Below are 22,794 nucleotides of genomic sequence, written 5' to 3' on the forward strand. Positions count from 1 at the left end.
CTCCCTTATCTGTCGAGGTTCTTGCCAACGGCGCGCATCAGGAAGAAGGCGACGATATTGGCGAGGATGACTGCAATAATGCCGCCGGCCGAGGCGCCGCCGACGTCGTAGCCGAGCAGTGCGGTGCGGTAGATCAGGAACGGCAGGTTGGTGGATGCGTAGCCCGGTCCGCCATTGGTGGTGACGAGGATCTCCGCGTAGACGCCGAGCAGGAAGATCGTCTGGATCAGGATGACGACGGTGATGGAGCGCGCCAGATGCGGCAGCGTCAGATAGATGAACCGGTTGACGAAATTGGCGCCATCCATCTCGGCCGCCTCCTTCTGCTCGCCGTCCAGCGATTGCAGCGCGGTCAGGAGAATGAGCGTCGCGAACGGCAGCCACTGCCAGGCAACGATGATGATGATCGAAAACAGCGGATACTGGGCAAACCAGTCGACCGGCTGCAGACCGAGAGCCCGGCTCATATCGGCAAGCACGCCGTAGCCCGGATGCATGATCATGTTCTTCCAGACCAGTGCCGCGACCGGCGGCATGACGAAGAACGGCGAGATGATCATGATGCGCACGATCCCCTGCCCCAGTATCGGCTGGTCGAGCAGAAGCGCGATTGCGATCCCGCCGATGACGGTGATAAGGAGCACGCCGCCGACAATGACCAGCGTATTCCAGATCGACTGGAAAAACGCGGGGTCGGTGTAGAAATACTGATAGTTGAACAGGCCGGCGAAGCTGACATTGGCCGGATTGAGCAGATTGTAGTTCTGGAACGAGAACCACAGCGTCATAGCCAGCGGCACGATCATCCAGATCAGAAGCAGCCCGACCGACGGGGCAACCATAAGGCGCGCAAGCGCCCGTGTATTCTGTGTCGCCATTGAATAACCCTCCCGCTGGAGCATTTCCAGGAACGGTTTTCCGTCCGCAAATGCGCCGCTCTAGAGCCAGGTCAGGCCCGCCCCGGGGAGGGCTGCAAACCCGGTCTTCTTGGTCCTTGTCTCGCAAAGCCCCTGACGTCAGCCGCTCCTACGATGGAGATTCGCTTAACGACTGACGTCAGGTTCCAGTCTGACGACCCGGATGGCAGACCCGGGTCGTCCGCCCTTGGGAGGGACCTACTTGATGTAGCCGCCGCGGGTCATTTCGCGGGTGGTTACCTGCTGCGCCTGTGCAAGCGCATCATCCACACTCATCTGGCCGGCGAGAGCCGCCGAGAAGAGCTGGCCGACCGTCGTGCCGATCCCCTGGAATTCGGGGATGGCGACGAACTGAACGCCGACATAGGGAACCGGTTTCACGGTCGGCTTGGTCGGGTCAGCCGCATTGATCGAATCCAGCGTCATTTTGGCAAACGGCGCCGCCTTCTGATACCCGGGATTGGCATAGAGCGAGGTGCGCGTGCCGGGAGGAACGTTTGCCCAGCCTTCCTTCTCGGCAACCAGATTGAGATAGTGTTTGCTGGTTGCCCAGGACACGAACTTCTGTGCCGCATCCGCCTTCTGCGTGCCGGCAGGAATGCCGAGCGACCATGCCCAGAGCCAGTTGCCCCGCTTGCCAAGGCCAGTGTCCGGAGCAAGAGCGAAACCGACCTTGTCGGCAACCGTCGAATCCTTCGGGTTGGTCACGAAGGATGCAGCCACCGTGGCGTCGATCCACATGCCGCACTTGCCCTGCTGGAAGAGCGCCAGATTTTCGTTGAAGCCGTTGGACGAAGCGCCCTGCGGGCCTGCGTCGTTCATCAGCTTGACGTACATGTCGAGCGTGTTCTTCCATTCCGGCTGATCGAACTGGGGCTTCCAGTTCTCGTCGAACCAGCGGGCGCCGAAGGCATTGGCCGTCGCGGTCAGGAACGCCATGTTCTCGCCCCAGCCGGCCTTGCCGCGAAGGCAGATGCCGCTGATGCCGGCCGCACGGTCGGTCATCTTGCGGGCCGCTTCCCCGACGAACTCCCAGGTCGGAGCGTCGGGCATGGTGAGCCCTGCCTTCTCCATCAGATCCTTGCGGTACATGATGAACGAGCTTTCGCCGTAGAACGGAGCCGCATAGAGCTTGCCGTCCAAGGTAAGGCCGGCGCGGATAGCCGGCAGCAGGTCGTCGACGTCGTAATCGGCGCCGAGATTGTCGAGCGGCAGGAGCCAGCCCTGCTTGGCCCAGATCGGCACTTCATAGGTGCCGATCGTCAGCACGTCGTACTGGCCGCCCTTGGTGGCGATGTCGGTGGTGACGCGTTCGCGCAGCACGTTTTCTTCAAGGGTGACCCACTCGAGCTGAATGTCAGGATTTGTCTTGGTGAAGTCGTCCGTCAGTCCCTGCATCCGGACCATGTCGCCATTGTTCACCGTGGCAATGGTGAGGGTTTCAGCCTGGGCAAAACCCGCGATGACGACTGCCGAGCACGTGCCCAGCAAAAAAGTTTTCAAGTTCATATTCTTCCTCCCAGAAGAGTTGTGAGCATTTGCCTTGCTCGTGAGCAATTACTCGCACCTTTGCAAAAAATGTCAATCGCATTCGTTGCTGCAGCGCAGAAACGAGGGGCTAACCACTTGATAGCTATTATTGATTATTTGTGGGCATCAGCTCACTGTTTGAGCAAAAACTCGGCCGTCGCCTCATCGGTGATGAGGCCATTGATCACCCGCCCCTTGAGCGCGGCGTTCAGCGCCAGGTATTTTCGCTGGCCTTTGGCGATGCCGATGACGCTCGCCGAATCACGCGACGGCAGGGGCACGCTGGCGACCCGCTTGTTGATGCTGCCCGACATCATCTGGCCGTCGCGGTCGAACATCCAACCGCAGATTTCTCCGGCCGCTCCCTCGTCCATCAGTCGCACCATTTCGTCACGGGCGAGAAAACCGTCTTCGCACAAAGGCGCGCGATCGCCCAGTTCGCCGACGCCGACAAAGGCGACATTCGCCTCCGCGCCGAGCTGCAACGCCGATTTGACGAGTGCCTGATTGTGAAGCACCGCCCGCTCCTCCGGCGAGGAAACCAGAACCGGCAGCGGCATCGGGAAATGGCGCGCCTTGACGGCATCCGCCATGCTGAAGATGACGTTGTAATAGGCAGCCGAACCGTCGGGACCGATATTCCCGGTCAACGAGACTATTCGGTGCTGTGGACATTCCATTGCCGGCAATTGATCGATCGCCGCCTTGAGAGTCCGCCCCGTCCCGATGGCAAGGATGATCGGATCGGTCGATTTCAGCCAGCGCTCGATTTCGGCTGCGCCGGCTTCGGCAATGCCGACGGTCGTCGAGGTCGAGCCGGGATCGCTTGGCACGATATCCACCTGCCGCAGATCGTATTTTTCCTTGAGCCGCTGTCCGAGCTCGAGACAGGCCGCGATCGGATGGTCCAGGCGAACCTTGATCAGCCGCTCGGCCATGGCAAGCGAAACCAGCCGTTGCGCCGACTGCCGCGAGATCCCCATGGCCGACGCAATTTCGTCCTGGGTGCGCCCTGCGACATAGTAAAGCCAACCCGCGCGCGCGGCATCGTCGAGCCTGTTGCTTGCTTCCGGTTTGCGGGCCATCGTGCTGTACTCCTGGAAAAAGTGCTGACACTTTTTCCGGTCTCCTGTCAAACACAGACCTCGATGCTCGTGCTAAAGCCAGCAACGAACCCCCTGTGGCGCCGCGATTCCCGCGTTTTCATTTTTGAAATTTTACCGTTTGATAAAAAAATAAAGCGTGTTACCGTTTCATCATCCTGAGGCATGACATTTGGGAGCGATAAAATGGGAACGACTGAAACCGGAATAGTGAGCGGACGCCTGTCGCCCGCCGAATACGACAGGAATTTTGCCGATCTGCATCCGCCGCTCGACGAGCATGAAGCGCTGGTCGCCTCCGACCGCTGCTATTTCTGCTACGACGCGCCCTGCATGACAGCCTGTCCCACCTCCATCGATATCCCGCTGTTCATCCGGCAGATATCGACTGGAAACCCGATTGGGTCGGCCAATACGATCTTCGACCAGAACATTCTCGGCGGCATGTGCGCCCGTGTCTGTCCCACCGAGACGCTGTGCGAGCAGGCCTGTGTGCGCAATACAGCCGAGCACCGGCCGGTGGAGATCGGCCGGCTGCAGCGCTATGCGACCGATATCGCCATGCGCGACAACGTCCAGTTCTACGAGCGCGCCGAGCCGACCGGCAAGTCAATCGCCGTGATTGGCGCCGGCCCGGCGGGCCTTGCCTGCGCTCATCGCCTTGCCGTCAAGGGCCACGACGTCGTCATCTACGACGCCCGTGAAAAGGCCGGCGGTCTCAACGAATACGGCATCGCCACCTACAAGACCGTCGACGACTTTGCCCGGAAGGAAGTCGACTACGTGCTCTCCATCGGCGGCATCGACATCCGCAATCGCCAGATGCTGGGTCGCGACTTTTCGCTGAACGACATGCTTTCCAGGCACGATGCTGTGTTCCTCGGCCTTGGCCTTGCCGGCGTCAACGCGCTGCGTGCAGAAGGCGAAACGGCCGCGGGCGTGGAAGATGCGGTCGATTTCGTCGCGGCTCTCCGGCAGTCGGCAACCAAGGCGGACATCCCGGTCGGCCGCAGGGTCGTGGTGCTTGGCGGCGGCATGACCGCAATTGACGCGGCCGTTCAGGCAAAGCTGCTCGGCGCCGAGGAAGTGACCATCTGTTATCGCCGCGGCAAGGAAAACATGAACGCCTCGGAATTCGAGCAGGATCTTGCCGCCTCCAAGGGCGTGACCATCCGCCACTGGTTGCAGCCGAAGCGCATCTTGACCCGGGACGGCAACGTGGCCGGCATCGAGCTCGACTACACGGCGCTCGAGGACGGCCGCCTCGTCACCACCGGCGAAACCGGCGTGATCACCGCCGATCACGTGCTGAAGGCAATCGGCCAGACCTTCGAGGCCGACGGTCTCGGGGCGATTGCGCTGCAATCCGGCCGCATCGTCGTCGATGCCGAGGGGCGCACCTCGCTCGAGCGCGTCTGGGCCGGCGGCGACTGCGTGCTGGGCGGCGAGGACCTGACGGTTTCCGCCGTCGCCATGGGTCGCGATGCGGCCGAATCGATCAACCGGGCTCTCGCCGCTGCGACGCAGCCGGCCGCGGCCGTCGCCTGAAGGGGAGAATGAACAATGGCTGATCTCCGCAACAACTTCGTCGGCATCAAGTCCCCGAACCCGTTCTGGCTGGCCTCGGCGCCGCCGACCGACAAGGCCTACAACGTCGAGCGCGCCTTCAAGGCAGGCTGGGGCGGCGTGGTCTGGAAGACGCTGGGCGAGGAAGGCCCGCCGGTCGTCAACGTCAACGGCCCGCGCTACGGCGCGATCTGGGGAGCCGACCGCCGCCTGCTCGGCTTGAACAACATCGAGCTCATCACCGACCGCGACCTCTACACCAACCTGCGCGAAATGAAGCAGGTGAAGATGAACTGGCCGGATCGGGCCCTGATCGCCTCGATCATGGTACCTTGCGAGGAAAATGCCTGGAAGGCGATCCTGCCTCTCGTCGAGGAAACGGGCGCCGACGGTATCGAGCTCAACTTCGGCTGTCCGCACGGCATGTCGGAGCGCGGCATGGGCTCCGCGGTCGGGCAGGTGCCGGAATATATCGAAATGGTCGTGCGCTGGTGCAAGCAGTATACCCGCATGCCGGTGATCACCAAGCTGACGCCGAACATCACCGACATCCGCAAGCCGGCTCGCGCGGCAAAGAACGGCGGCACCGATGCCGTCTCGCTGATCAACACGATCAACTCGATCACCTCGGTCAATCTGGACACCTTCTCGCCGGAACCGTCAATCGACGGCAAGGGCAGCCACGGCGGCTATTGCGGACCGGCGGTGAAGCCGATCGCGCTCAACATGGTGGCCGAGATCGCCCGCGATCCGGAAACCTACGGCCTGCCGATCTCCGGCATCGGCGGCGTGACCACCTGGCGCGACGCGGCCGAATTCCTGGTTCTTGGCGCCGGCAACGTGCAGGTCTGCACGGCGGCCATGACCTACGGCTTCAAGATCGTCCAGGAAATGATCACCGGTCTTTCCAGCTGGATGGATGCCAAGGGCCACCGCGGTCTCGACGACATCTGCGGCCGCGCCGTCCCGAATGTGTCCGACTGGCAGTACCTCAACCTCAACTACGTCGCCAAGGCTCGCATCGACCAGGATGCCTGCATCAAATGCGGCCGCTGTCATATCGCCTGCGAGGATACCTCGCATCAGGCGATCACCCAGTATGTCAATGGCGTCAGGCATTTCGAGGTGATGGAAGACGAGTGCGTCGGCTGCAATCTCTGCGTCAACGTCTGTCCCGTGCAGGACTGCATCACCATGGTCGGGCTCGAACCCGGCACGCTGGATGAGCGCACCGGCAAGGTCGTCGAAGCGAACTACGCCAACTGGACGACCCACCCGAACAACCCGATGGCGCGGCAGGCCGCGGAATAAGGGATTTTCAATGCAAATCGGCCGCTTTGTTTCGGATCAAGGCGGCCGATTGCCGTTGATCCACGCTCCAAACCTGTTGTGAAGCGCCCGCATCGAGCGGGACCATGACTTTTAGAGAGCGAAACTGAAGGACCACACGCGCCCGGCCTATCCCCGGCGCCTGTGGTCCGCGTTGGACTTCGCCGCGAACCGAGAAATGCGCTCGGCGATAGCGCATTGGACACGAAATTGCGACGAAGCGTCCACAAAACGTGCGTTGCCCCTGATCGCGAACTCGTCGATAAGAAACACGACACGACGTCGCCAGCGGCCGCCAACCTCGGATATCTGATTGAAAATTGCCTCTTCTCGAACGCGCAAAAGGCTGCATCTGCTTTCAGGCGCCTGCCTGGGACTGTTCCTGCTGAGCCATTTTTCCAATCACGCGCTTGGCCTTGTCTCGGTCGAGGCGATGGAAAGGATGCGCGCTGTATTCAACCTGTTCTGGCGAAGCTGGCCGGGCACGATCCTGCTGTACGGCTCGTTACTGGTGCATTTTCTGTTGGCGCTTGAAAGCCTGTATCGCCGGCAAACCCTGCGCATGCCGGTTCGGGAAGCGCTGAAGATCATCTTCGGGCTTTCCTTTCCCTTCCTCATCGTTGGCCATGTGGTCAGCACCCGCATCGAATGGATGCTGACGGGCTCCGGTGACGGCTACTACGAGGTGCTGCCGGTTCTTTGGTCGAGCGCTTTCGGCGCAACACGGCAATCCCTTGCTCTCATTCTCGCCTGGGCGCATGGCTGCCTCGGCTTCTGGTTCTGGATGCGCGGCCGCGACTGGTATCCGCGCTACTTCCTGTTCTTCTATTCCTTCGCAGTCATCGTCCCGCTGCTCGCCCTGCTCGGTTTCGCCGTTGCTGCACGGTCCCTGGAGGTCGGGATGCCGTCCGAAGCATGGTTCATGTCGAACCATGCGCGGCCCGAAATCCTTGCACAAATCCGGCTTTCCATCGTAGCCGGCCTGTTGGCAATGATTGGCGGAACGCTGATCCTGCGTGCAATCCCGGTGCGGGGAAGAGTCAAGATCACCTATCCCGACCGCGCCATCTCCGTTCCGAAAGGCTTCAGCGTGCTCGAGGCGAGCCGCGCCGCAGGCATTCCGCATATCTCGATCTGTGGCGGCCGCGGCCGCTGCTCGACCTGTCGCGTTCGGGTCACGGAGGGTGTGCATCGGCTGCCCCCGCCAAACGAGGCCGAGAAGGCGACGCTTATACGTATCCGCGCACCCGACGATGTCCGCCTGGCCTGCCAACTGCGGCCGAACCACAACCTGTCGATCGCGCCCGTTCTCGGAGCCGACAATATCGGTTTGAAGGCCCAGCCGAGCGAGCAGCAGGCAGCCGGTCGCGAGCGGCGCATCGCGGTCCTCTTCTGCGACCTGCGCGACTTCACCCTGCTTGCCCAGAAGCAGTTGCCGTTCGATACGGTCTTCCTGTTGAACCGGTATTTCGAAACCATCGGCGAGGCTGTCGAAGCATCCGGCGGTGTGATCGACAAGTTTATCGGCGACGGCGCCCTGGCGATCTTTGGACTGAGCAACACGATCGAGGAAGCCTGCGCCCAGGCGCTGGCCGCAACGGTGCGCATCGCCAATGGCGTCGAAGTGCTCAACCGCAGTTTCATGACCGAACTCGATAAGCCGCTGCGCATTGCGATGGGCATGCATGCCGGTCCGGCAATCATCGGCCAGATCGGCTATGGCAGGGCCTCATCGCTGACCGCCGTCGGCGACACCATCAACGCGGCGAGCCGACTCGAAGGGTTTGCCAAGGAATATGACGCGCAACTGGCCGTTTCCGCCGACGTCGTGCGCTACGCCGGACTTTCGCTCGACGACCGTGAAAGCTACAACATCTCCATTCGTGGCCGTGCGGGCACGCTCGAAACACTCATCATCCAGAACGCGGCAGAGATCGAAATCATGATGGCTTCCGCGAACCATCCGAAGGAGACCCCGCTCTGACGGGAAGGCTTTTGCATATGGAGCAAAGGCGCTTGCGGCCCCGCGGGAGAAGTCCGAGTGCATGCGAGGCGATGAGGGGGTTTCACGGTGATTTCGGCGCAAGCCGCCCCTCATCCGGTCTGCCGGCCACCTTCTCCCCGCCGGGGAGAAGAGGAAGTGAGCGCCGATGGCGGTTAGTCGCTCCCGTTCTTGATTTCCAAGCCCTTGACGAACAATTGCTCGAGGAACCGCGCTGCGTCTTCGAATCGTCCCTCGCCCGACCGCTCCTCGCCAAGCACGTCGCGCACCTGCACGTCGAAATCGGCATAATGCTGCGTTGTCGACCAGATGGCGAAGATCAGGTGGTAGGGATCGCATTTGGCAATCTTGCCGGCCTTCGCCCAGGCCCTGATCACCTCTGCCTTCTCGTCCACCAATGCCTTCAACGGCCCCTTCAGTTCGTCCTCGATATGCGGCGCACCCTGCAGGATCTCGTTGGCAAACAGCCGGCTCTCGCGCGGGAAGTCGCGAGCCATTTCCAACTTGCGGCGGATATAGCTGCAAATCTCGGAAACCGGATTTCCCTCGGCGTCGAACTCACGCAGTGGATCGAGCCAGCTGTCGAGAACCCGGTCGATCAGCGCCCGGTGCATCGCTTCCTTGGTGCGGAAATAATAGAGCAGGTTCGGCTTCGACATGCCCGCCACATCGGCGATCTGATCGATGGTGCTGCCGCGAAAGCCGTGGGTGGCGAACACGTCCAGCGCCGCCTCCAGGATCTGTTCTTCCTTCTCCTCCTGGATGCGGGTTCGCCTTTGTGTTCGGGCTGCCCTCGGAAGTACCATGTTCCCCCCTGTCTTCTCACCAATCGCCGCCTGCGCACGACTTTGAAAACGCCCGAAAACCGCTTGATCTGAAAATTCGGGCGACACTTCCGTTTTTCGTCTTGAGTGCGGCAATGGAAGTTGTAATGTTTTACCAACCGGTCAAATTATCAGTCAGTTCAAATTCAAACGCAACGGCTGATCGCAGGGCAATCGAAAAAACCAGATGGCCCCGATTCGACCGACGGGAACAAGGGATGCGCGCCACCGCGTGCCGCCCGCAAAACGATGAGGAGAGCGGCCATGGTAGCAGCACCGGGCGAGAATATGCGCGTCAATGCGGACCGTCTTTGGGCGACGCTGATGGACATGGCGAAGATCGGCCCCGGCATTGCCGGCGGCAACAACCGCCAGACGCTGACGGATGAGGACGGTGAAGGCCGCAAGCTCTTCAAGACCTGGTGCGAGGACGCGGGGCTTACCGTCGGCGTCGACAAGATGGGCACGATGTTTGCCACCCGCCCCGGCACCGACCCCGAGGCGCTTCCCGTCTATGTCGGCTCGCATCTCGACACGCAGCCGACCGGCGGCAAATATGACGGCGTGCTTGGCGTGCTCGGCGCGCTGGAAGTCGTGCGCACCATGAACGATCTCGGCATCAAGACGAAGCACCCCATCGTCGTCACCAACTGGACCAACGAGGAAGGCGCGCGCTTTGCGCCTGCCATGCTCGCCTCCGGTGTCTTTGCCGGCGTCCATACGCTCGAATATGCCTATGACCGCAAGGACCCCGACGGCAAGACCTTCGGCGACGAGCTGAAGCGCATCGGCTGGCTGGGCGACGAAGAGGTCGGCGCCCGCAAGATGCACGCCTATTTCGAATACCACATCGAGCAGGGTCCGATCCTCGAGGCGGAGGAAAAGACCATCGGCGTCGTCACCCACTGTCAGGGGCTCTGGTGGCTGGAATTCACGCTGACCGGCCGTGAAGCGCACACCGGCTCGACGCCGATGAACATGCGCGTCAATGCCGGCCTTGCCATGGCCCGCATCATGGAGATGGTTCAGACGGTCGCGATGGAAAACCAGCCGGGTGCCGTCGGCGGCGTCGGCCAGGTGTTCTTCTCGCCCAATTCCCGCAACGTGCTGCCCGGCAAGGTCGTCTTCACCGTCGATATCCGCTCGCCGGACAAGGACAAGCTCGACCGCATGCGCGCCAGGATCGAGGCCGAAGCGCCCGGCATCACCGAGCCGCTCGGCGTCGGCTGTTCGATCGAGGCGATCGGCCATTTCGCGCCGGTCACCTTCGATCCGACGCTCGTCACCGCCGTTCGCACAGCCGCCGAAAAGCTCGGCTACAGCCACATGAATATCATCTCCGGCGCCGGCCACGACGCCTGCTGGGCCGCAAAGGTCGCGCCCGCCACCATGGTCATGTGCCCCTGCGTCGGCGGCTTGAGCCACAACGAGGCGGAGGACATTTCGAAGGAATGGGCGTCGGCCGGCTGCGACGTGCTGTTCCATGCGGTGGTCGAGACGGCGGTGATTATGGAGTAATCCGATGCGTCCCGCCGATTTGACGCTGAACGCGCCGGCTCAACAATCAAGGCTCTGCCGTTTTGCGTTTCTGGAATCACGAAGTGCTGCAGGAACGCCGCGCTGTTCTCGACCTATCCTCGCTGTGTTGAACGGTGAGATAGCGTCCCAATGCGACTTCATCCGGTTGCGCCCCCACTGATCGGCAAAACCACCAAGAACATGGAATGAGGGAACAAAAACAATGAGCACAGTCATCAAGAACGGCACCATCGTCACCGCCGACCTCACCTACAAGGCCGACGTCAAGGTCGATGGCGGCAAGATCGTCGAGATCGGTCCGAACCTCTCGGGCGACGAAACGCTCGACGCGACCGGCTGTTATGTCATGCCGGGCGGCATCGATCCGCACACCCATCTCGAAATGCCCTTCATGGGCACCTATTCCTCCGACGATTTCGAAAGCGGCACGCGCGCGGCGCTTTCCGGCGGCACGACCATGGTCGTCGATTTCGCGCTCCCCTCGCCCGGCCAGTCGCTGCTCGAAGCCTTGACCATGTGGGACAACAAGACCTCGCGGGCCAATTGCGATTTCTCCTTCCACATGGCGATCACCTGGTGGAGCGAGCAGGTCTTCAATGAGATGCAGACCATCGTTCAGGACAAGGGCATCAATACGTTCAAACACTTCATGGCCTACAAGGGGGCCTTGATGGTGGATGACGACGAGATGTTCCACTCGTTCCAGCGCTGTGCCGAGCTCGGCGCCCTGCCGCTGGTGCATGCCGAAAACGGCGACATCGTCGCGCAGATGCAGGCAAAGCTGCTCGCCGAAGGCAACAACGGCCCCGAGGCGCATGCCTATTCCCGCCCCGCCGAAGTTGAAGGCGAGGCCACCAACCGGGCGATCATGATCGCCGATATGGCAGGCGCGCCGGTCTATATCGTGCACACCTCCTGCGAGCAGGCGCACGAAGCCATCCGCCGCGCGCGTCAGAAGGGCATGCGCGTCTATGGGGAGCCGCTGATCCAGCATCTGACGCTGGACGAGAGCGAATATGCCAATCCCGACTGGGACCACGCCGCCCGCCGCGTCATGTCGCCGCCCTTCCGCAACAAGCAGCATCAGGACAGTCTGTGGGCCGGCCTTGCCAGCGGCTCGCTGCAGGTGGTGGCAACCGACCACTGCGCCTTCACCACCGCGCAGAAGCGTTTCGGCGTCGGCGATTTCACCAAGATCCCGAACGGCACCGGTGGACTCGAGGACCGCATGCCGATGCTCTGGACCCACGGCGTCGCCACCGGCCGCATCACCATGAACGAATTCGTCGCCGTCACCTCGACCAACATCGCCAAGATCCTCAACATGTATCCGAGGAAAGGCGCGATCCTCGTCGGCGCCGATGCCGACATCGTCGTCTGGGACCCGAAGCGCTCGAAGACGATCTCGGCGGCCACCCAGCAGTCGTCGATCGACTACAACGTCTTCGAGGGCAAGCAGGTGACCGGCCTGCCGCGCTACACGTTGACGCGCGGCGTGGTCGCAATCGAAGAGTCGACGGTCAAGACCCAGGAAGGCCATGGCGAGTTCGTCAGCCGCGAACCCTTTGCCGCCGTAAGCAAGGCGCTTTCGACCTGGAAGGAAATCACCGCACCGCGCAAGGTCCAGCGCACCGGCATCCCGGCGAGCGGGGTTTAAGCGGAAGTCGATGGTCCAGCGGAACACCCCCTTCTGTCCTGCCGGACATCTCCCCCTCAAGGGGGGAGATCGGCAAGAAGCGCCGGTTTCACAAATTATCGGTGATCGCCGGTCAAGCGACGGCACATTCAAGGTTCTCGTAGGACAGATGCGATGCGTCGACCCCATCTCCCCCCTTGATGGGGAGATGTCACGAAGAGGGGGGTTCCGCCGCCGCCCCCGCCTTTCAAGCCGGAACCAACCCATCCAGTTCGGGCAACAGGACCACGCTCTCCTGCTCCTTCGGATCTGTCCGCGCGATCACCGCCGAACAGGGCTGGTCCGACAGATTGGCCGGCAGATGCGCAACTCCGGCCGGGATGTAGAACATCTCGCCCGCCCGCACGACGGCGTGATGTTCCAGGCGGTCGCCGTACCAGGTGTGCGCCTCACCGGACAGAACGTAGATCGCCGTTTCGTGGCTTTCGTGCAGATGGGCCCTGGCGCGGCCGCCCGGCGGGATCGTCAGGAGATGCATGCAGATGCCGGTCGAACCGACCGCTTCGGCCGAAATGCCTTCGAAATAGCTGAGCCCCTGCTTGCCGTCATAGGTATGGCCGGGGCGGATGATCCGGCAGGTCGGTCTTGATGATTGCAACATATCCACATCTCCTGAGCAGCAACGTCGCGCGCAGCATACCTCATTCGAAAAATATGAAGTACGACTATCGAAGGCAGACAGCCGAATGACCACACAGCACAGTTCAAGGCAATGGCATTCAGGACGGAGCGCACCGGATCCAATGACAATCACACCCGCATCCGTCGTCTCGGCCCGCAATCTCGGCCTCACCTTCGAGACGAATGACGGCCCCGTCAACGCGCTGACCGGCGTCAATCTCGACGTCAACAAGGGCGATTTCGTCTCCTTCATCGGCCCTTCCGGTTGCGGCAAGACGACCTTCCTGCGCGTCATCGCCGATCTGGAAAAGCCGACTTCCGGCACGATCACCGTCAACGGCACGACACCGGAGGACGCCCGCAAGAACCGCTCCTACGGCTACGTCTTCCAGGCAGCCGCCCTCTATCCCTGGCGAACCATCGAGAAAAACATCGCCCTGCCGCTTGAGATCATGGGCTACGGCGCCGCCGACCAGAAGGCCCGCATCGAGCGCACGCTGGATCTCGTCAACCTGACCGGCTTCGGCAAGAAATTCCCCTGGCAGCTTTCCGGCGGCATGCAGCAGCGCGCCTCGATCGCGCGCGCGCTCGCGTTCGATGCCGACCTCCTGTTGATGGACGAACCTTTTGGCGCGCTTGACGAGATCGTCCGCGATCATCTGAACGAGCAATTGCTGAAGCTGTGGGACCGCACCAACAAGACGATCTGTTTCGTCACGCACTCCATTCCCGAGGCCGTCTATCTGTCCACCAAGATCGTCGTCATGAGCCCCCGCCCCGGGCGCGTCACCGACGTCATCGAATCCACCCTTCCCAAGGAGCGGCCGCTCGATATCCGCGAGACACCTGAGTTCCTGGAGATCGCCAGCCGGGTGCGCGAGGGCTTGAGAGCGGGGCATAGCTATGACGAGTAGATCGACTGTGGCGTGGTGCCGCGGCACGACGAGGTGTTTATCATGAACCCGTCCTTCATCCTGTGGCTGGCCGCCTCCATGGCCATATTCCTCAGTGCCGCAACGGCCTCGCGCTACTATGTCGCCAGCAACAACATCCTCGTCCTGATCGTCTCGCTTGGGCTCTACTGCGTCGGCAATCTGATGATGGTGCGGCTGATGCGTGAAGGCGGGCTGGGGCTTGCGATTTCGGCATCCGCGATTGCCCAGCTTCTCCTGGTCAATCTCATCGCCTTTGCCATGTTCGGCGAACGGCTGACGACGGCGCAGATGGCGGGCGTCGCCCTCGGGGTCGTCTCCATGGCGCTGATGCTCCTGCCGCTGAGCGGAAAGGCGTGAGCATGGAAAAGCAGAGCTTTTTCAGAGACAGGATCATGCCGGTGGGAACCATCCTGCTGGGTCTCCTGGTCATCTGGTACATCGCCACCGTCTTCCTCAACGCGCCCTTCGAGCGCGATACGGCAGCGCGCGCAGGAACGCCGATCAGCTTCTCGGAGATCCTGCCGAAGACAATGTTTCAGGAGCGGCCGGTGCTGCCGGCGCCGCATCAGGTGGTCGCCGAGATCTGGGATACGACCGTCAACAAGCCGATCACGTCGAAGCGCAGCCTCGTCTATCATGCCTGGATCACGCTGTCGGCGACATTGCTCGGCTTCGGCATCGGCACCGTGCTCGGCATTCTTCTCGCAGTCGGCATCGTCCACAACCGGGCGATGGACCGCTCGCTGATGCCCTGGGTGATTGCCAGCCAGACCATTCCCATCCTTGCGATTGCGCCGATGATCATCGTCGTGCTGAATGCGGTCGGTATTGCCGGCCTTTTGCCGAAGGCGCTGATTTCCACCTACCTCAGCTTCTTCCCGATCGTCGTCGGCATGGTGAAGGGACTGCGCAGCCCCGAGCAGATCCAGCTCGACCTGATGCACACCTACTATGCCAGCCCGTCCCAGACGTTCTGGAAGCTGCGCTGGCCGGCGTCCATGCCGTATCTCTTCACCTCGCTGAAGGTCGCGATCGCCATTTCGCTGGTTGGCGCAATCGTCGGCGAACTGCCAACCGGTGCCATCTCCGGCCTCGGTGCCCGCCTGCTTGCCGGCTCCTACTACGGCCAGACCGTGCAGATCTGGTCGGCGCTGTTCATGGCAGCCGCTCTGGCCGCAACGCTCGTGATCATCGTCGGCTTTGCCCACACGGCAGTCCTCCGGCGCATGGGGGTCAAGCCATGAATTCCGGTCTCATCGTCGGTTCCATCGCCTTCTGGCTGATTGCGTGGGCCATCAATGAATGGCTCGTTCGCAGGAAGTTTAAAAACCGGTCGGCGGTCCGTGCGGCAAGGCTCGCCGTGCCGCTTCTCTTCGGCATCACCATTCTCGTGCTCTGGGAAGGCCTCGTGCGCGGGCTGAACGTACCCTCCGTTCTCCTGCCGCCGCCATCGATGATCTGGACGCGGCTGATCAACTCGCTGCCGACGCTCTGGGCCGATTTCCAGCAGACCTTTCTCAAGGCCGTGATCACCGGCTACGCGCTCGGCTGTGGCCTTGGCTTTCTCGTCGCCATTGCCATCGACCGCTCCCCCTTCCTGCAAAAGGGCCTGCTGCCGCTCGGCAATTTCGTCTCGGCGCTGCCGGTCATCGGCGTTGCACCGATCATGGTGATGTGGTTCGGTTTCGACTGGCAGTCGAAGGTCGCGGTGGTCGTCATCATGACCTTCTTCCCCATGCTGGTGAACACGGTTTCGGGACTGGCCGCCACGAGTTCCATGGAACGGGACCTGATGCGCACCTATGCCGCAAGCTGGTTCCAGACCCTGCTCAAGCTCAGGCTACCGGCGGCATGGCCTTTCATCTTCAATGCGCTCAAGATCAATTCCACGCTGGCGCTGATCGGCGCCATCGTTGCCGAATTCTTCGGCACCCCGATCGTCGGCATGGGGTTCCGGATCTCCACGGAAGTCGGGCGCATGAATGTCGACATGGTTTGGGCCGAAATCGCCGTCGCGGCGGTGGCTGGCTCCGCGTTTTACGGGTTGGTTGCGCTCGTCGAGCGCGCCGTCACGTTCTGGCACCCGTCTGTCCGCGGTGGGCAGGCGTAGCAAAAAACCGCCTGTCCGTGGTTGGGCCGGCACAACAAAATGAGGGAACTGACATGAAGACAAGACTTGCATCTCTGCTGCTGGCAAGCGCTTTTTCGCTGTCCGCATTCCAGGCAATCGCCGCCGACAAGGTGGTGCTGCAGTTGAAATGGGTCACCCAGGCGCAGTTCGCCGGCTACTACGTTGCCAAGGACAAGGGGTTCTATGAGGAGGAAGGCCTCGACGTCGAGATCAAGCCGGGCGGCCCGGACATCGCACCTCCGCAGGTCATCGCCGGCGGCGGCGCAGATGTCGTCGTCGACTGGATGCCGTCGGCGCTTGCGACCCGCGAAAAGGGTGTACCGCTGGTCAACATCGCCCAGCCCTTCAAGTCCTCCGGCATGATGCTGACCTGCCTAAAGGAATCCGGCGTCGCCACGCCGGCCGATTTCAAGGGCAAGACGCTCGGCGTCTGGTTCTTCGGCAACGAATATCCGTTCCTCTCCTGGATGAGCCAGCTTGGCCTGAAGACCGATGGCGGCCCGGATGGCGTCACGGTCCTGAAGCAGGGCTTCAACGTCGACCCGCTGATCCAGAAGCAGGCGGCCTGTATCTCCACCATGACCTATAACGAGTACTGGCAGGTCATCGATGCCGGCATCAAGCCCGAGGACCTGGTTACCTTCAAGTATGAGGACCAGGGCGTCGCCACCCTGGAAGACGGCCTTTACGTGCTGGAAGACAAGCTCAAGGACCCGGCCTTCAAGGAGAAGATGGTGAAGTTCGTCCGTGCCTCGATGAAGGGCTGGAAGTATGCCGAGGCCAATCAGGATGAAGCGGCCGACATCGTGCTGGAGAACGATGCGACGGGTGCCCAGACGGAAGCGCACCAGAAGCGCATGATGGGCGAAATCGCCAAGCTGACGGCCGGCTCGAACGGCGCGCTGGACGAGGCCGACTACAAGCGCACCGTCGCTTCGCTGATGAAGGGTGGTTCCGATCCGGTCATCACCAAGGAACCGGAAGGCGCCTTCACGCACGAGATCACCGACGCTGCCTTGAAGTAGGCCATTTGCCGTACTTTGCAGACCGGAAACGCGCGGGCCAGTCTCGCGCGTTTCTCATTTGCATCACTCGCGAGCGGCTTCTGGGCAACAAAACTAAATAAATCAGAAATTGTGTTGATGGCACCATACAAATAAATTAATGAGGTGCCATTCTTCATTTGTATCGCCTTGCATCGCTGAAAGGGCCTAACTAAATAGAGCCCGAGGCATTTGAGGAGGATGCGGGGGAAATTTGAGCTCGGTATGATTGGGGCGACATTTTCTTCCCTTCCAGCAGGTGACGATGGCAAACCCTTCCTTGAAGGGCTGTGGCGTCACCAACTTTGATTTATCCGCAATTCGATGAAAGTAAGCCGATGGCCCGCAAAAAGACCCATGCGTTTGGTATTTCGATAACCGTTCTGCTGGCTTTCCTGTCGAGTGCGGCATTTGCGCAGCAAGCCGCAGCACCCAAGGCAGAGCAGAACCTGCCCTCGATCATCGTCAGCGAGGTTGAATCCAGGGCGATCGTCGATCGGGTTGTGGCAACCGGTGCGGTGAAGGCCGTTGAAGAGACTTATGTTTCCCCGCTTGTCGATGGGCTTTCCATCCGCGCCCTGAATGCCGATGTCGGTGACCGTGTGGAAGCCGAGAGCACGCTTGCCACGCTCAACCCGGACATGCTGTTGTTGCAGAAAAGCCAGTATGCTGCCAGCCTCGCCAAGGCGAATGCAGCACTGGCGCAATACGAGGCACAACTTGCCGAAGCGCAGGCCAATGCGGAAGAAGCCGTGCGCGTCAGCGAGCGGTCGAAGAAGCTTGCCGAAGCCGGATCGATGTCGGCGGCCCAAAGGGATCAGGAACTGGCCGCTGCGACGGCAGCACTGGCACGGGTTCGTTCAGCCGAACAACTGGTCTCCGTCGCCAAGGCCGAGATCAAGGTTGTCGAGGCCCAGATTTCCGATATCGATTTGCGGCTTGTCCGCACCGACGTGAAGACGCCGGTCACCGGCGTCGTCTCGGCACGGACCGCCAAGGTCGGGGCCATCGCCAACGGAAGCGGAGAACCGCTGTTCACCATCATTCGCGACGGCGCCGTTGAGATGAAGGCCGACATCATTGAAACCGACCTGCCGAAACTTGCGATCGGCCAGAGGGCCAAGGTGATGCTGGCCGACGGGAAAACAGAAATCGAGGGCAAGATCCGCCTGATATCGCCGGTCATCGATACGCAGACCCGCCTCGGCAACGTCTATATCAGCCTGCTCGAACCTGAAAAGGCACGCGTCGGCATGTATGCGCGGGCACAGATCATTGTCACCGAGAAACAGGCCCTGGTCCTTCCGCTGTCGGCGGTAACGAAGACAAAGGACGGCATGGTTGCCCGAAAGGTCGAGAACGATGTAGCCCGGGTGACCCCGATCGAGACGGGGATCGAAGACGACGGATTTATCGAGGTCCGCACTGGCCTGAAGCAGGGAGACCGGGTGATCACCAAGGCAGGCGCATTCGTCCGCGACGGTGATCGCATCAAGCCGGTGCTCGCTGCCACCGCAGCCGTATCGAACTGATCGAGGTCATAGCGATGAACTTTTCCGCCTGGTCGATCCGAAACCCCATCGCACCGATCCTCGGTTTTGCGCTTCTCATGTACCTCGGACTGCAATCGTTCTTTGCATTGCCGATCACAAAGTTTCCGAACATCGACGTTCCCGTTGTTGCCATCACGGTAACCCAGAACGGGGCGTCGCCTTCGGAACTCGAAATGCAGGTGACAAAGGAGGTCGAGGATGCGGTTGCCTCGATCGCCGGGGTCGACGAAATCCAGTCGACTGTCACCGACGGCCAATCGGTGACGAGCGTCGTCTTCCGCATCGAAAAGCCGACCGAGGAAGCCGTCCAGGACACCAAGGACGCCATCGACCGCATCCGCAGCGACCTTCCCGCCGATGTCGAAGAACCGGTCGTGACCAAGATCGATGTCGAAGGCCAGGCGATCCAGACCTTCTCCGTGACGTCGCCGGACATGACGCTGGAGGAACTGTCCTGGTTCGTTGACGACACGATCAAACGCGCGTTGCAGGGCCAGCTGGGCGTCGGGCGTATCGATCGCTACGGCGGCTCGGACCGGGAAATCAAGGTCGAACTCGACCCCAGCAAGCTGGATTCCTTCGGCATCACCGCGCCTGATGTGAACAACCAGCTGCGCAGCACCAACGTCGATCTCGGCTCGGGCCGCGGACAGATCGGCGGCAACGAGCAGACCATCCGCACGCTTGGCGACGCCCGCAATGTCGCTCAGCTGGCCAATACCACGATTGCCCTGCCAAATGGACGGTTCGTGAAACTGTCCGACCTCGGCACGGTCACCGATACCTATGAAGAGCAGAGATCGTTCTCGCGCTTCAACGGTGATGCGTCGGTTACATTTGCCGTCTTCCGCTCCAAGGGAGCAAGCGAGGTCTCGGTTGCCGAAACGGTGGCCAAAAGCCTCGACGCGGTTCGTGCCGCCCATCCCGAGGTCAACATCGCGATGGTCGATGATGCCGTCTACTTTACCTACGGCAACTATGAGGCTGCCCTGCACACGCTGCTGGAGGGCTCGATCCTTGCCGTTATCGTCGTGCTCCTGTTCCTGAGAAACTGGCGCGCAACATTCATTGCCGCCGTTGCCCTGCCCTTGTCGGCGATCCCGACATTCTGGATCATGGACCTGATGGGCTTCTCGCTCAATCTCGTCAGTTTCCTCGCCTTGACGCTGGCAACCGGCATTCTGGTTGACGACGCGATCGTCGAGATCGAAAACATCGCCCGACACATCAAGATGGGCAAAACGCCGTACCGGGCGTCGCTCGACGCTGCCGACGAAATCGGGCTTGCGGTTATCGCCACGAGCTTCACGATCATTGCCGTCTTCGTGCCGGTATCCTTCATGCCCGGCATCGCCGGTCAATATTTCATCCAGTTCGGCCTGACGGTCGCGTTTTCGGTGTTCTTCTCGCTGATGGTGGCGCGTCTGATAACCCCGTTGATGGCAGCCTACCTGATGCGGCCGGAAGATGGTGTTGACGACCACCATGACAACGACAGCCGTATGATGAAGGCTTATACGAAGCTGGTGAGCGCCACGACGGCGCGCTGGTATATGCGTTATGCGACCATGCTGGCCGCCTTTGCCTTCCTGGCCGGCTCGCTCTACCTGATGGCGCAGGTGCCCGGCAGCTTCATGCCGCCCGACGATTCCTCACGTGTCGTCCTTTCCGTCGAGCTGCCGCCGAATGCCACGCTTGCCGAAACCGATCAGACAACGACGCGCATTTATGATGCCGTGCGCGATGTCGACGGTGTCGAGAGCGTGTTCGTTCTCGGCGGCGCATCGCCGAAGGGAGACCTCGAATTGCGCCGCGCAACCGTGCGCATCATCCTGGGCACGATCGATCATTCCTTGCTGAAAAACCTCGTCAACAAGGGCCTCGGCGGTCTTCCGGTCATCGGTCAGTATATCCCCAAGATGCAAATGGATGGCCGAACCCGTCCGCAATGGGATGTCGAGAAGGATATCTTCGCCAAATTGCGCGGCATTCCGGATGTGCGCATCACCAAGCTGAACGACCGTGGCGAGCGTGAACTGACCTTCAACTTCCTGTCGTCGAACGAAGATGACATGAATGAAGCCGTTGGCGTTCTGGAAGCAAAGCTTCGCGCCTCCCCCATTCTCGCCAATGTGAGCTCCGAGGGCGCCCTGCCCCGGCCCGAGCTCCAGATCTTTCCACGTAAGGATGAAATCGCCCGCCTCGGCATAACGCCTCAGCAGATCTCGCAGACGATCCGGGTGGCCACCACCGGCGATGTCGATTCGGCGCTCACCAAGATCTCGCTCGATGACCGGCTGATACCGATCCGGGTGCAAACCTCGCTCGACGTCCGGCGCGACCTGCAGGCGATCGGCGCTCTCAAGGTGAAAACAGCATCAGGGGCGACCGTACCGATCGATAGCGTGGCCGATATCAGCTATGCGGAAGGGCCGAGTTCCATCCTGCGCAATGCCCGCAATCGCGTGGCATCGATCGGCTCGGACGTCCCGCAGGGGACCGCGCTCGATACCTCGACTGCCGAGTTCAAGCGTATCGTCGAAGAGACGAAACTGCCGCCGACGGTTCGGCTTGCCGAAAGCGGCGACGCGAAGATCCAGAGCGAAATGATGCAGAGCTTCGGCAATGCCATGCTGCTTGGTCTTTTGATGGTGCTGGTGGTCCTCATCCTGCTCTTCAAGGATGTGATCCAGCCGTTCACGATCCTTCTTTCGCTGCCGCTCGCCATCGGCGGGGTCGCGGTGGCGCTGATCCTGACGCGCAACGCCTTCTCGATGCCCGTGATGATCGGCGTGCTGATGCTCATGGGTATCGTGACCAAGAACGCGATCCTGCTTGTCGATTTCGCAGTCGAGATGAAGCGTCGTGGCATGGGGCGTGTCCAGGCCATGATCGAGGCGGGCCGGAAACGGGCCCAGCCGATTATTATGACGTCCATTGCCATGTCGGCCGGTATGATCCCGTCGGCACTCGGCGTCGGCGAAGGCGGGTCGTTCCGTGCACCCATGGCGATCGCCGTCATCGGCGGAATCATCGTCTCCACCGTCCTGTCGCTTGTCGTGGTGCCGTCGTTCTTCCTGATCATGGACGACGTCTCGCGACTGCTCGGCTGGCTGTTCGGCCGCATTGTCGGCAAGAAGGATGACGAGTTGGAAGTGTTGGAAAACGAGGCCTTGACGGAAATCGTCACCGATCAGGGCAAGACGATCACGGCACTGCAGGAGCGGCTGGACAAGCTCGAAGCCCCGAAACGCAGCGGCAACGTCATCCACCTCGCCGCGGAGTGATCTAACCCACGCGGAGTGACGTACAAACGGGAAAGGCCGGCCGCATCGCATGCGGCCGGCCTTTTCGTTAAGGCGACTGATGTCAGAGACCGCCTTCGACGCGCAGGAAATCGACGATCTTGTCGATGCCGTCGCCGCGCTTCATGTCGGAAAACACGAAGGGCCGGGTCGCCCGCATGCGATTGGCATCCCGCTCCATTACCTCGAGGTCGGCGCCGACATAGGGAGCCAGATCCTTCTTGTTGATCACCAGCAGATCGGAACGGGTGATCCCGGGTCCGCCCTTGCGCGGGATTTCCTCGCCCTGGCAGACGGAGATTACATAGATGGTGATGTCGGCAAGATCGGGCGAAAAGGTCGCCGCCAGATTGTCGCCGCCGGATTCGATGAAGACGACGTCGAGATCGGGAATGCGGCGGTTGAGATCGGCGATCGCCTGCAGGTTGATTGTCGCATCCTCGCGGATCGCCGTGTGCGGGCAGCCGCCGGTCTCGACGCCGACGATGCGGTCGGAGGGCAGCGCCTGCATGCGAACCAGGGCCTCAGCGTCTTCCTTGGTGTAGATATCGTTGGTGACGACGGCGACCGAATAGGTCTCGCGCATCGCCTTGCAGAGCTTGTCGGTCAGCGCCGTCTTGCCGGAGCCGACCGGGCCGCCGATGCCGACGCGGAGCGGGCCGTTCGCAGATTTCATCGAAGTCTTCCTTTCTCGCAAGTG

The 22,794-nt window shown here is 61.4% G+C and carries 19 protein-coding genes; 13 read left to right on the forward strand and 6 right to left on the reverse strand.

Annotated features, from left to right (window positions below; translation table 11 throughout):
• Nucleotides 1-5 precede the first annotated feature (5 nt).
• The 3 genes from JNB71_RS06030 to JNB71_RS06040 form a co-directional block, all read right to left on the reverse strand.
• Complete coding sequence (locus JNB71_RS06030; protein WP_220370883.1) at nt 6-878, reverse strand: carbohydrate ABC transporter permease; 873 nt, start codon at nt 876-878, stop codon at nt 6-8.
• Between the two features lie 237 nt (nt 879-1,115).
• Nucleotides 1,116-2,426 carry an ABC transporter substrate-binding protein gene (locus tag JNB71_RS06035; protein WP_220370884.1) on the reverse strand — a complete coding sequence of 437 codons (1,311 nt, stop codon included), beginning with the start codon at nt 2,424-2,426 and terminating at the stop codon, nt 1,116-1,118.
• Nucleotides 2,427-2,578: 152 nt separating this feature from the next.
• Nucleotides 2,579-3,532: a sugar-binding transcriptional regulator gene (locus JNB71_RS06040; protein WP_220370885.1), complete on the reverse strand. Its 954-nt coding sequence runs from the start codon at nt 3,530-3,532 to the stop codon at nt 2,579-2,581.
• Between the two features lie 204 nt (nt 3,533-3,736).
• Here JNB71_RS06040 and JNB71_RS06045 point away from each other — a divergent pair, with 204 nt between their 5' ends.
• From JNB71_RS06045 to JNB71_RS06055, 3 genes are all read left to right on the forward strand, one after another.
• Complete coding sequence (locus tag JNB71_RS06045; RefSeq protein WP_220370886.1) at nt 3,737-5,098, forward strand: NAD(P)-dependent oxidoreductase; 1,362 nt, start codon at nt 3,737-3,739, stop codon at nt 5,096-5,098.
• Between the two features lie 15 nt (nt 5,099-5,113).
• The gene (gene preA, locus JNB71_RS06050) at nt 5,114-6,427 is read left to right on the forward strand and encodes an NAD-dependent dihydropyrimidine dehydrogenase subunit PreA (RefSeq protein WP_220370887.1); all 1,314 of its coding nucleotides are present in this window, start codon (nt 5,114-5,116) and stop codon (nt 6,425-6,427) included.
• Nucleotides 6,428-6,758: 331 nt separating this feature from the next.
• Complete coding sequence (locus JNB71_RS06055; RefSeq protein WP_220370888.1) at nt 6,759-8,429, forward strand: adenylate/guanylate cyclase domain-containing protein; 1,671 nt, start codon at nt 6,759-6,761, stop codon at nt 8,427-8,429.
• A gap of 173 nt (nt 8,430-8,602) precedes the next feature.
• Here the strand turns inward: JNB71_RS06055 and JNB71_RS06060 are convergent, their stop codons facing one another.
• Complete coding sequence (locus JNB71_RS06060; protein WP_112856964.1) at nt 8,603-9,253, reverse strand: TetR family transcriptional regulator C-terminal domain-containing protein; 651 nt, start codon at nt 9,251-9,253, stop codon at nt 8,603-8,605.
• 282 nt (nt 9,254-9,535) lie between these two features.
• On the opposite strand from JNB71_RS06060, the gene JNB71_RS06065 reads away from it, so the two are divergent.
• From JNB71_RS06065 to hydA, 3 genes are all read left to right on the forward strand, one after another.
• Nucleotides 9,536-10,789 carry a Zn-dependent hydrolase gene (locus JNB71_RS06065; protein ID WP_220370889.1) on the forward strand — a complete coding sequence of 418 codons (1,254 nt, stop codon included), beginning with the start codon at nt 9,536-9,538 and terminating at the stop codon, nt 10,787-10,789.
• A gap of 62 nt (nt 10,790-10,851) precedes the next feature.
• Entirely contained in the window at nt 10,852-10,920 is a 69-nt protein-coding gene (locus JNB71_RS24395) for a hypothetical protein (protein ID WP_262927092.1), read from the forward strand.
• A gap of 92 nt (nt 10,921-11,012) precedes the next feature.
• Nucleotides 11,013-12,467 (forward strand): dihydropyrimidinase, encoded by a 1,455-nt coding sequence (hydA, locus tag JNB71_RS06075; RefSeq protein WP_220370890.1) that lies wholly within the window; start codon nt 11,013-11,015, stop codon nt 12,465-12,467.
• Between the two features lie 226 nt (nt 12,468-12,693).
• Here hydA and JNB71_RS06080 read toward each other — a convergent pair whose 3' ends face one another.
• On the reverse strand, nt 12,694-13,107 hold the full coding sequence (locus tag JNB71_RS06080; RefSeq protein ID WP_220370891.1) for a cupin domain-containing protein: 414 nt from the start codon (nt 13,105-13,107) through the stop codon (nt 12,694-12,696).
• Nucleotides 13,108-13,249: 142 nt separating this feature from the next.
• Between JNB71_RS06080 and JNB71_RS06085 the strand changes: the two genes are divergently transcribed.
• The 7 genes from JNB71_RS06085 (at nt 13,250) to JNB71_RS06115 (ending at nt 22,076) form a co-directional block, all read left to right on the forward strand.
• The gene (locus tag JNB71_RS06085; RefSeq protein ID WP_220370892.1) at nt 13,250-14,041 is read left to right on the forward strand and encodes an ABC transporter ATP-binding protein; all 792 of its coding nucleotides are present in this window, start codon (nt 13,250-13,252) and stop codon (nt 14,039-14,041) included.
• A gap of 42 nt (nt 14,042-14,083) precedes the next feature.
• A complete protein-coding gene (locus tag JNB71_RS06090; protein ID WP_220370893.1) occupies nt 14,084-14,419 on the forward strand; it encodes a hypothetical protein in 336 nt (111 codons plus the stop codon).
• 2 nt (nt 14,420-14,421) lie between these two features.
• Nucleotides 14,422-15,306 carry an ABC transporter permease gene (locus JNB71_RS06095; RefSeq protein ID WP_220370894.1) on the forward strand — a complete coding sequence of 295 codons (885 nt, stop codon included), beginning with the start codon at nt 14,422-14,424 and terminating at the stop codon, nt 15,304-15,306.
• A complete protein-coding gene (locus tag JNB71_RS06100) occupies nt 15,303-16,172 on the forward strand; it encodes an ABC transporter permease (protein ID WP_220370895.1) in 870 nt (289 codons plus the stop codon). The genes JNB71_RS06095 and JNB71_RS06100 overlap by 4 nt, the downstream gene beginning before the upstream one ends.
• 53 nt (nt 16,173-16,225) lie before the next feature.
• Nucleotides 16,226-17,218 carry an ABC transporter substrate-binding protein gene (locus tag JNB71_RS06105; protein WP_220370896.1) on the forward strand — a complete coding sequence of 331 codons (993 nt, stop codon included), beginning with the start codon at nt 16,226-16,228 and terminating at the stop codon, nt 17,216-17,218.
• A gap of 356 nt (nt 17,219-17,574) precedes the next feature.
• A complete protein-coding gene (locus JNB71_RS06110) occupies nt 17,575-18,768 on the forward strand; it encodes an efflux RND transporter periplasmic adaptor subunit (RefSeq protein WP_220370897.1) in 1,194 nt (397 codons plus the stop codon).
• A 14-nt stretch (nt 18,769-18,782) separates the two neighbouring features.
• The gene (locus JNB71_RS06115; RefSeq protein ID WP_220370898.1) at nt 18,783-22,076 is read left to right on the forward strand and encodes an efflux RND transporter permease subunit; all 3,294 of its coding nucleotides are present in this window, start codon (nt 18,783-18,785) and stop codon (nt 22,074-22,076) included.
• An 82-nt stretch (nt 22,077-22,158) separates the two neighbouring features.
• On the opposite strand, the gene ureG is transcribed toward JNB71_RS06115, so the two are convergent.
• Entirely contained in the window at nt 22,159-22,770 is a 612-nt protein-coding gene (gene ureG / locus JNB71_RS06120; RefSeq protein WP_220370899.1) for an urease accessory protein UreG, read from the reverse strand.
• Nucleotides 22,771-22,794: the final 24 nt, after the last annotated feature.

Origin of the sequence: Rhizobium herbae (assembly GCF_019511375.1) — a bacterium.
Taxonomy (GTDB): Bacteria; Pseudomonadota; Alphaproteobacteria; order Rhizobiales; family Rhizobiaceae; genus Pararhizobium; species Pararhizobium herbae_A.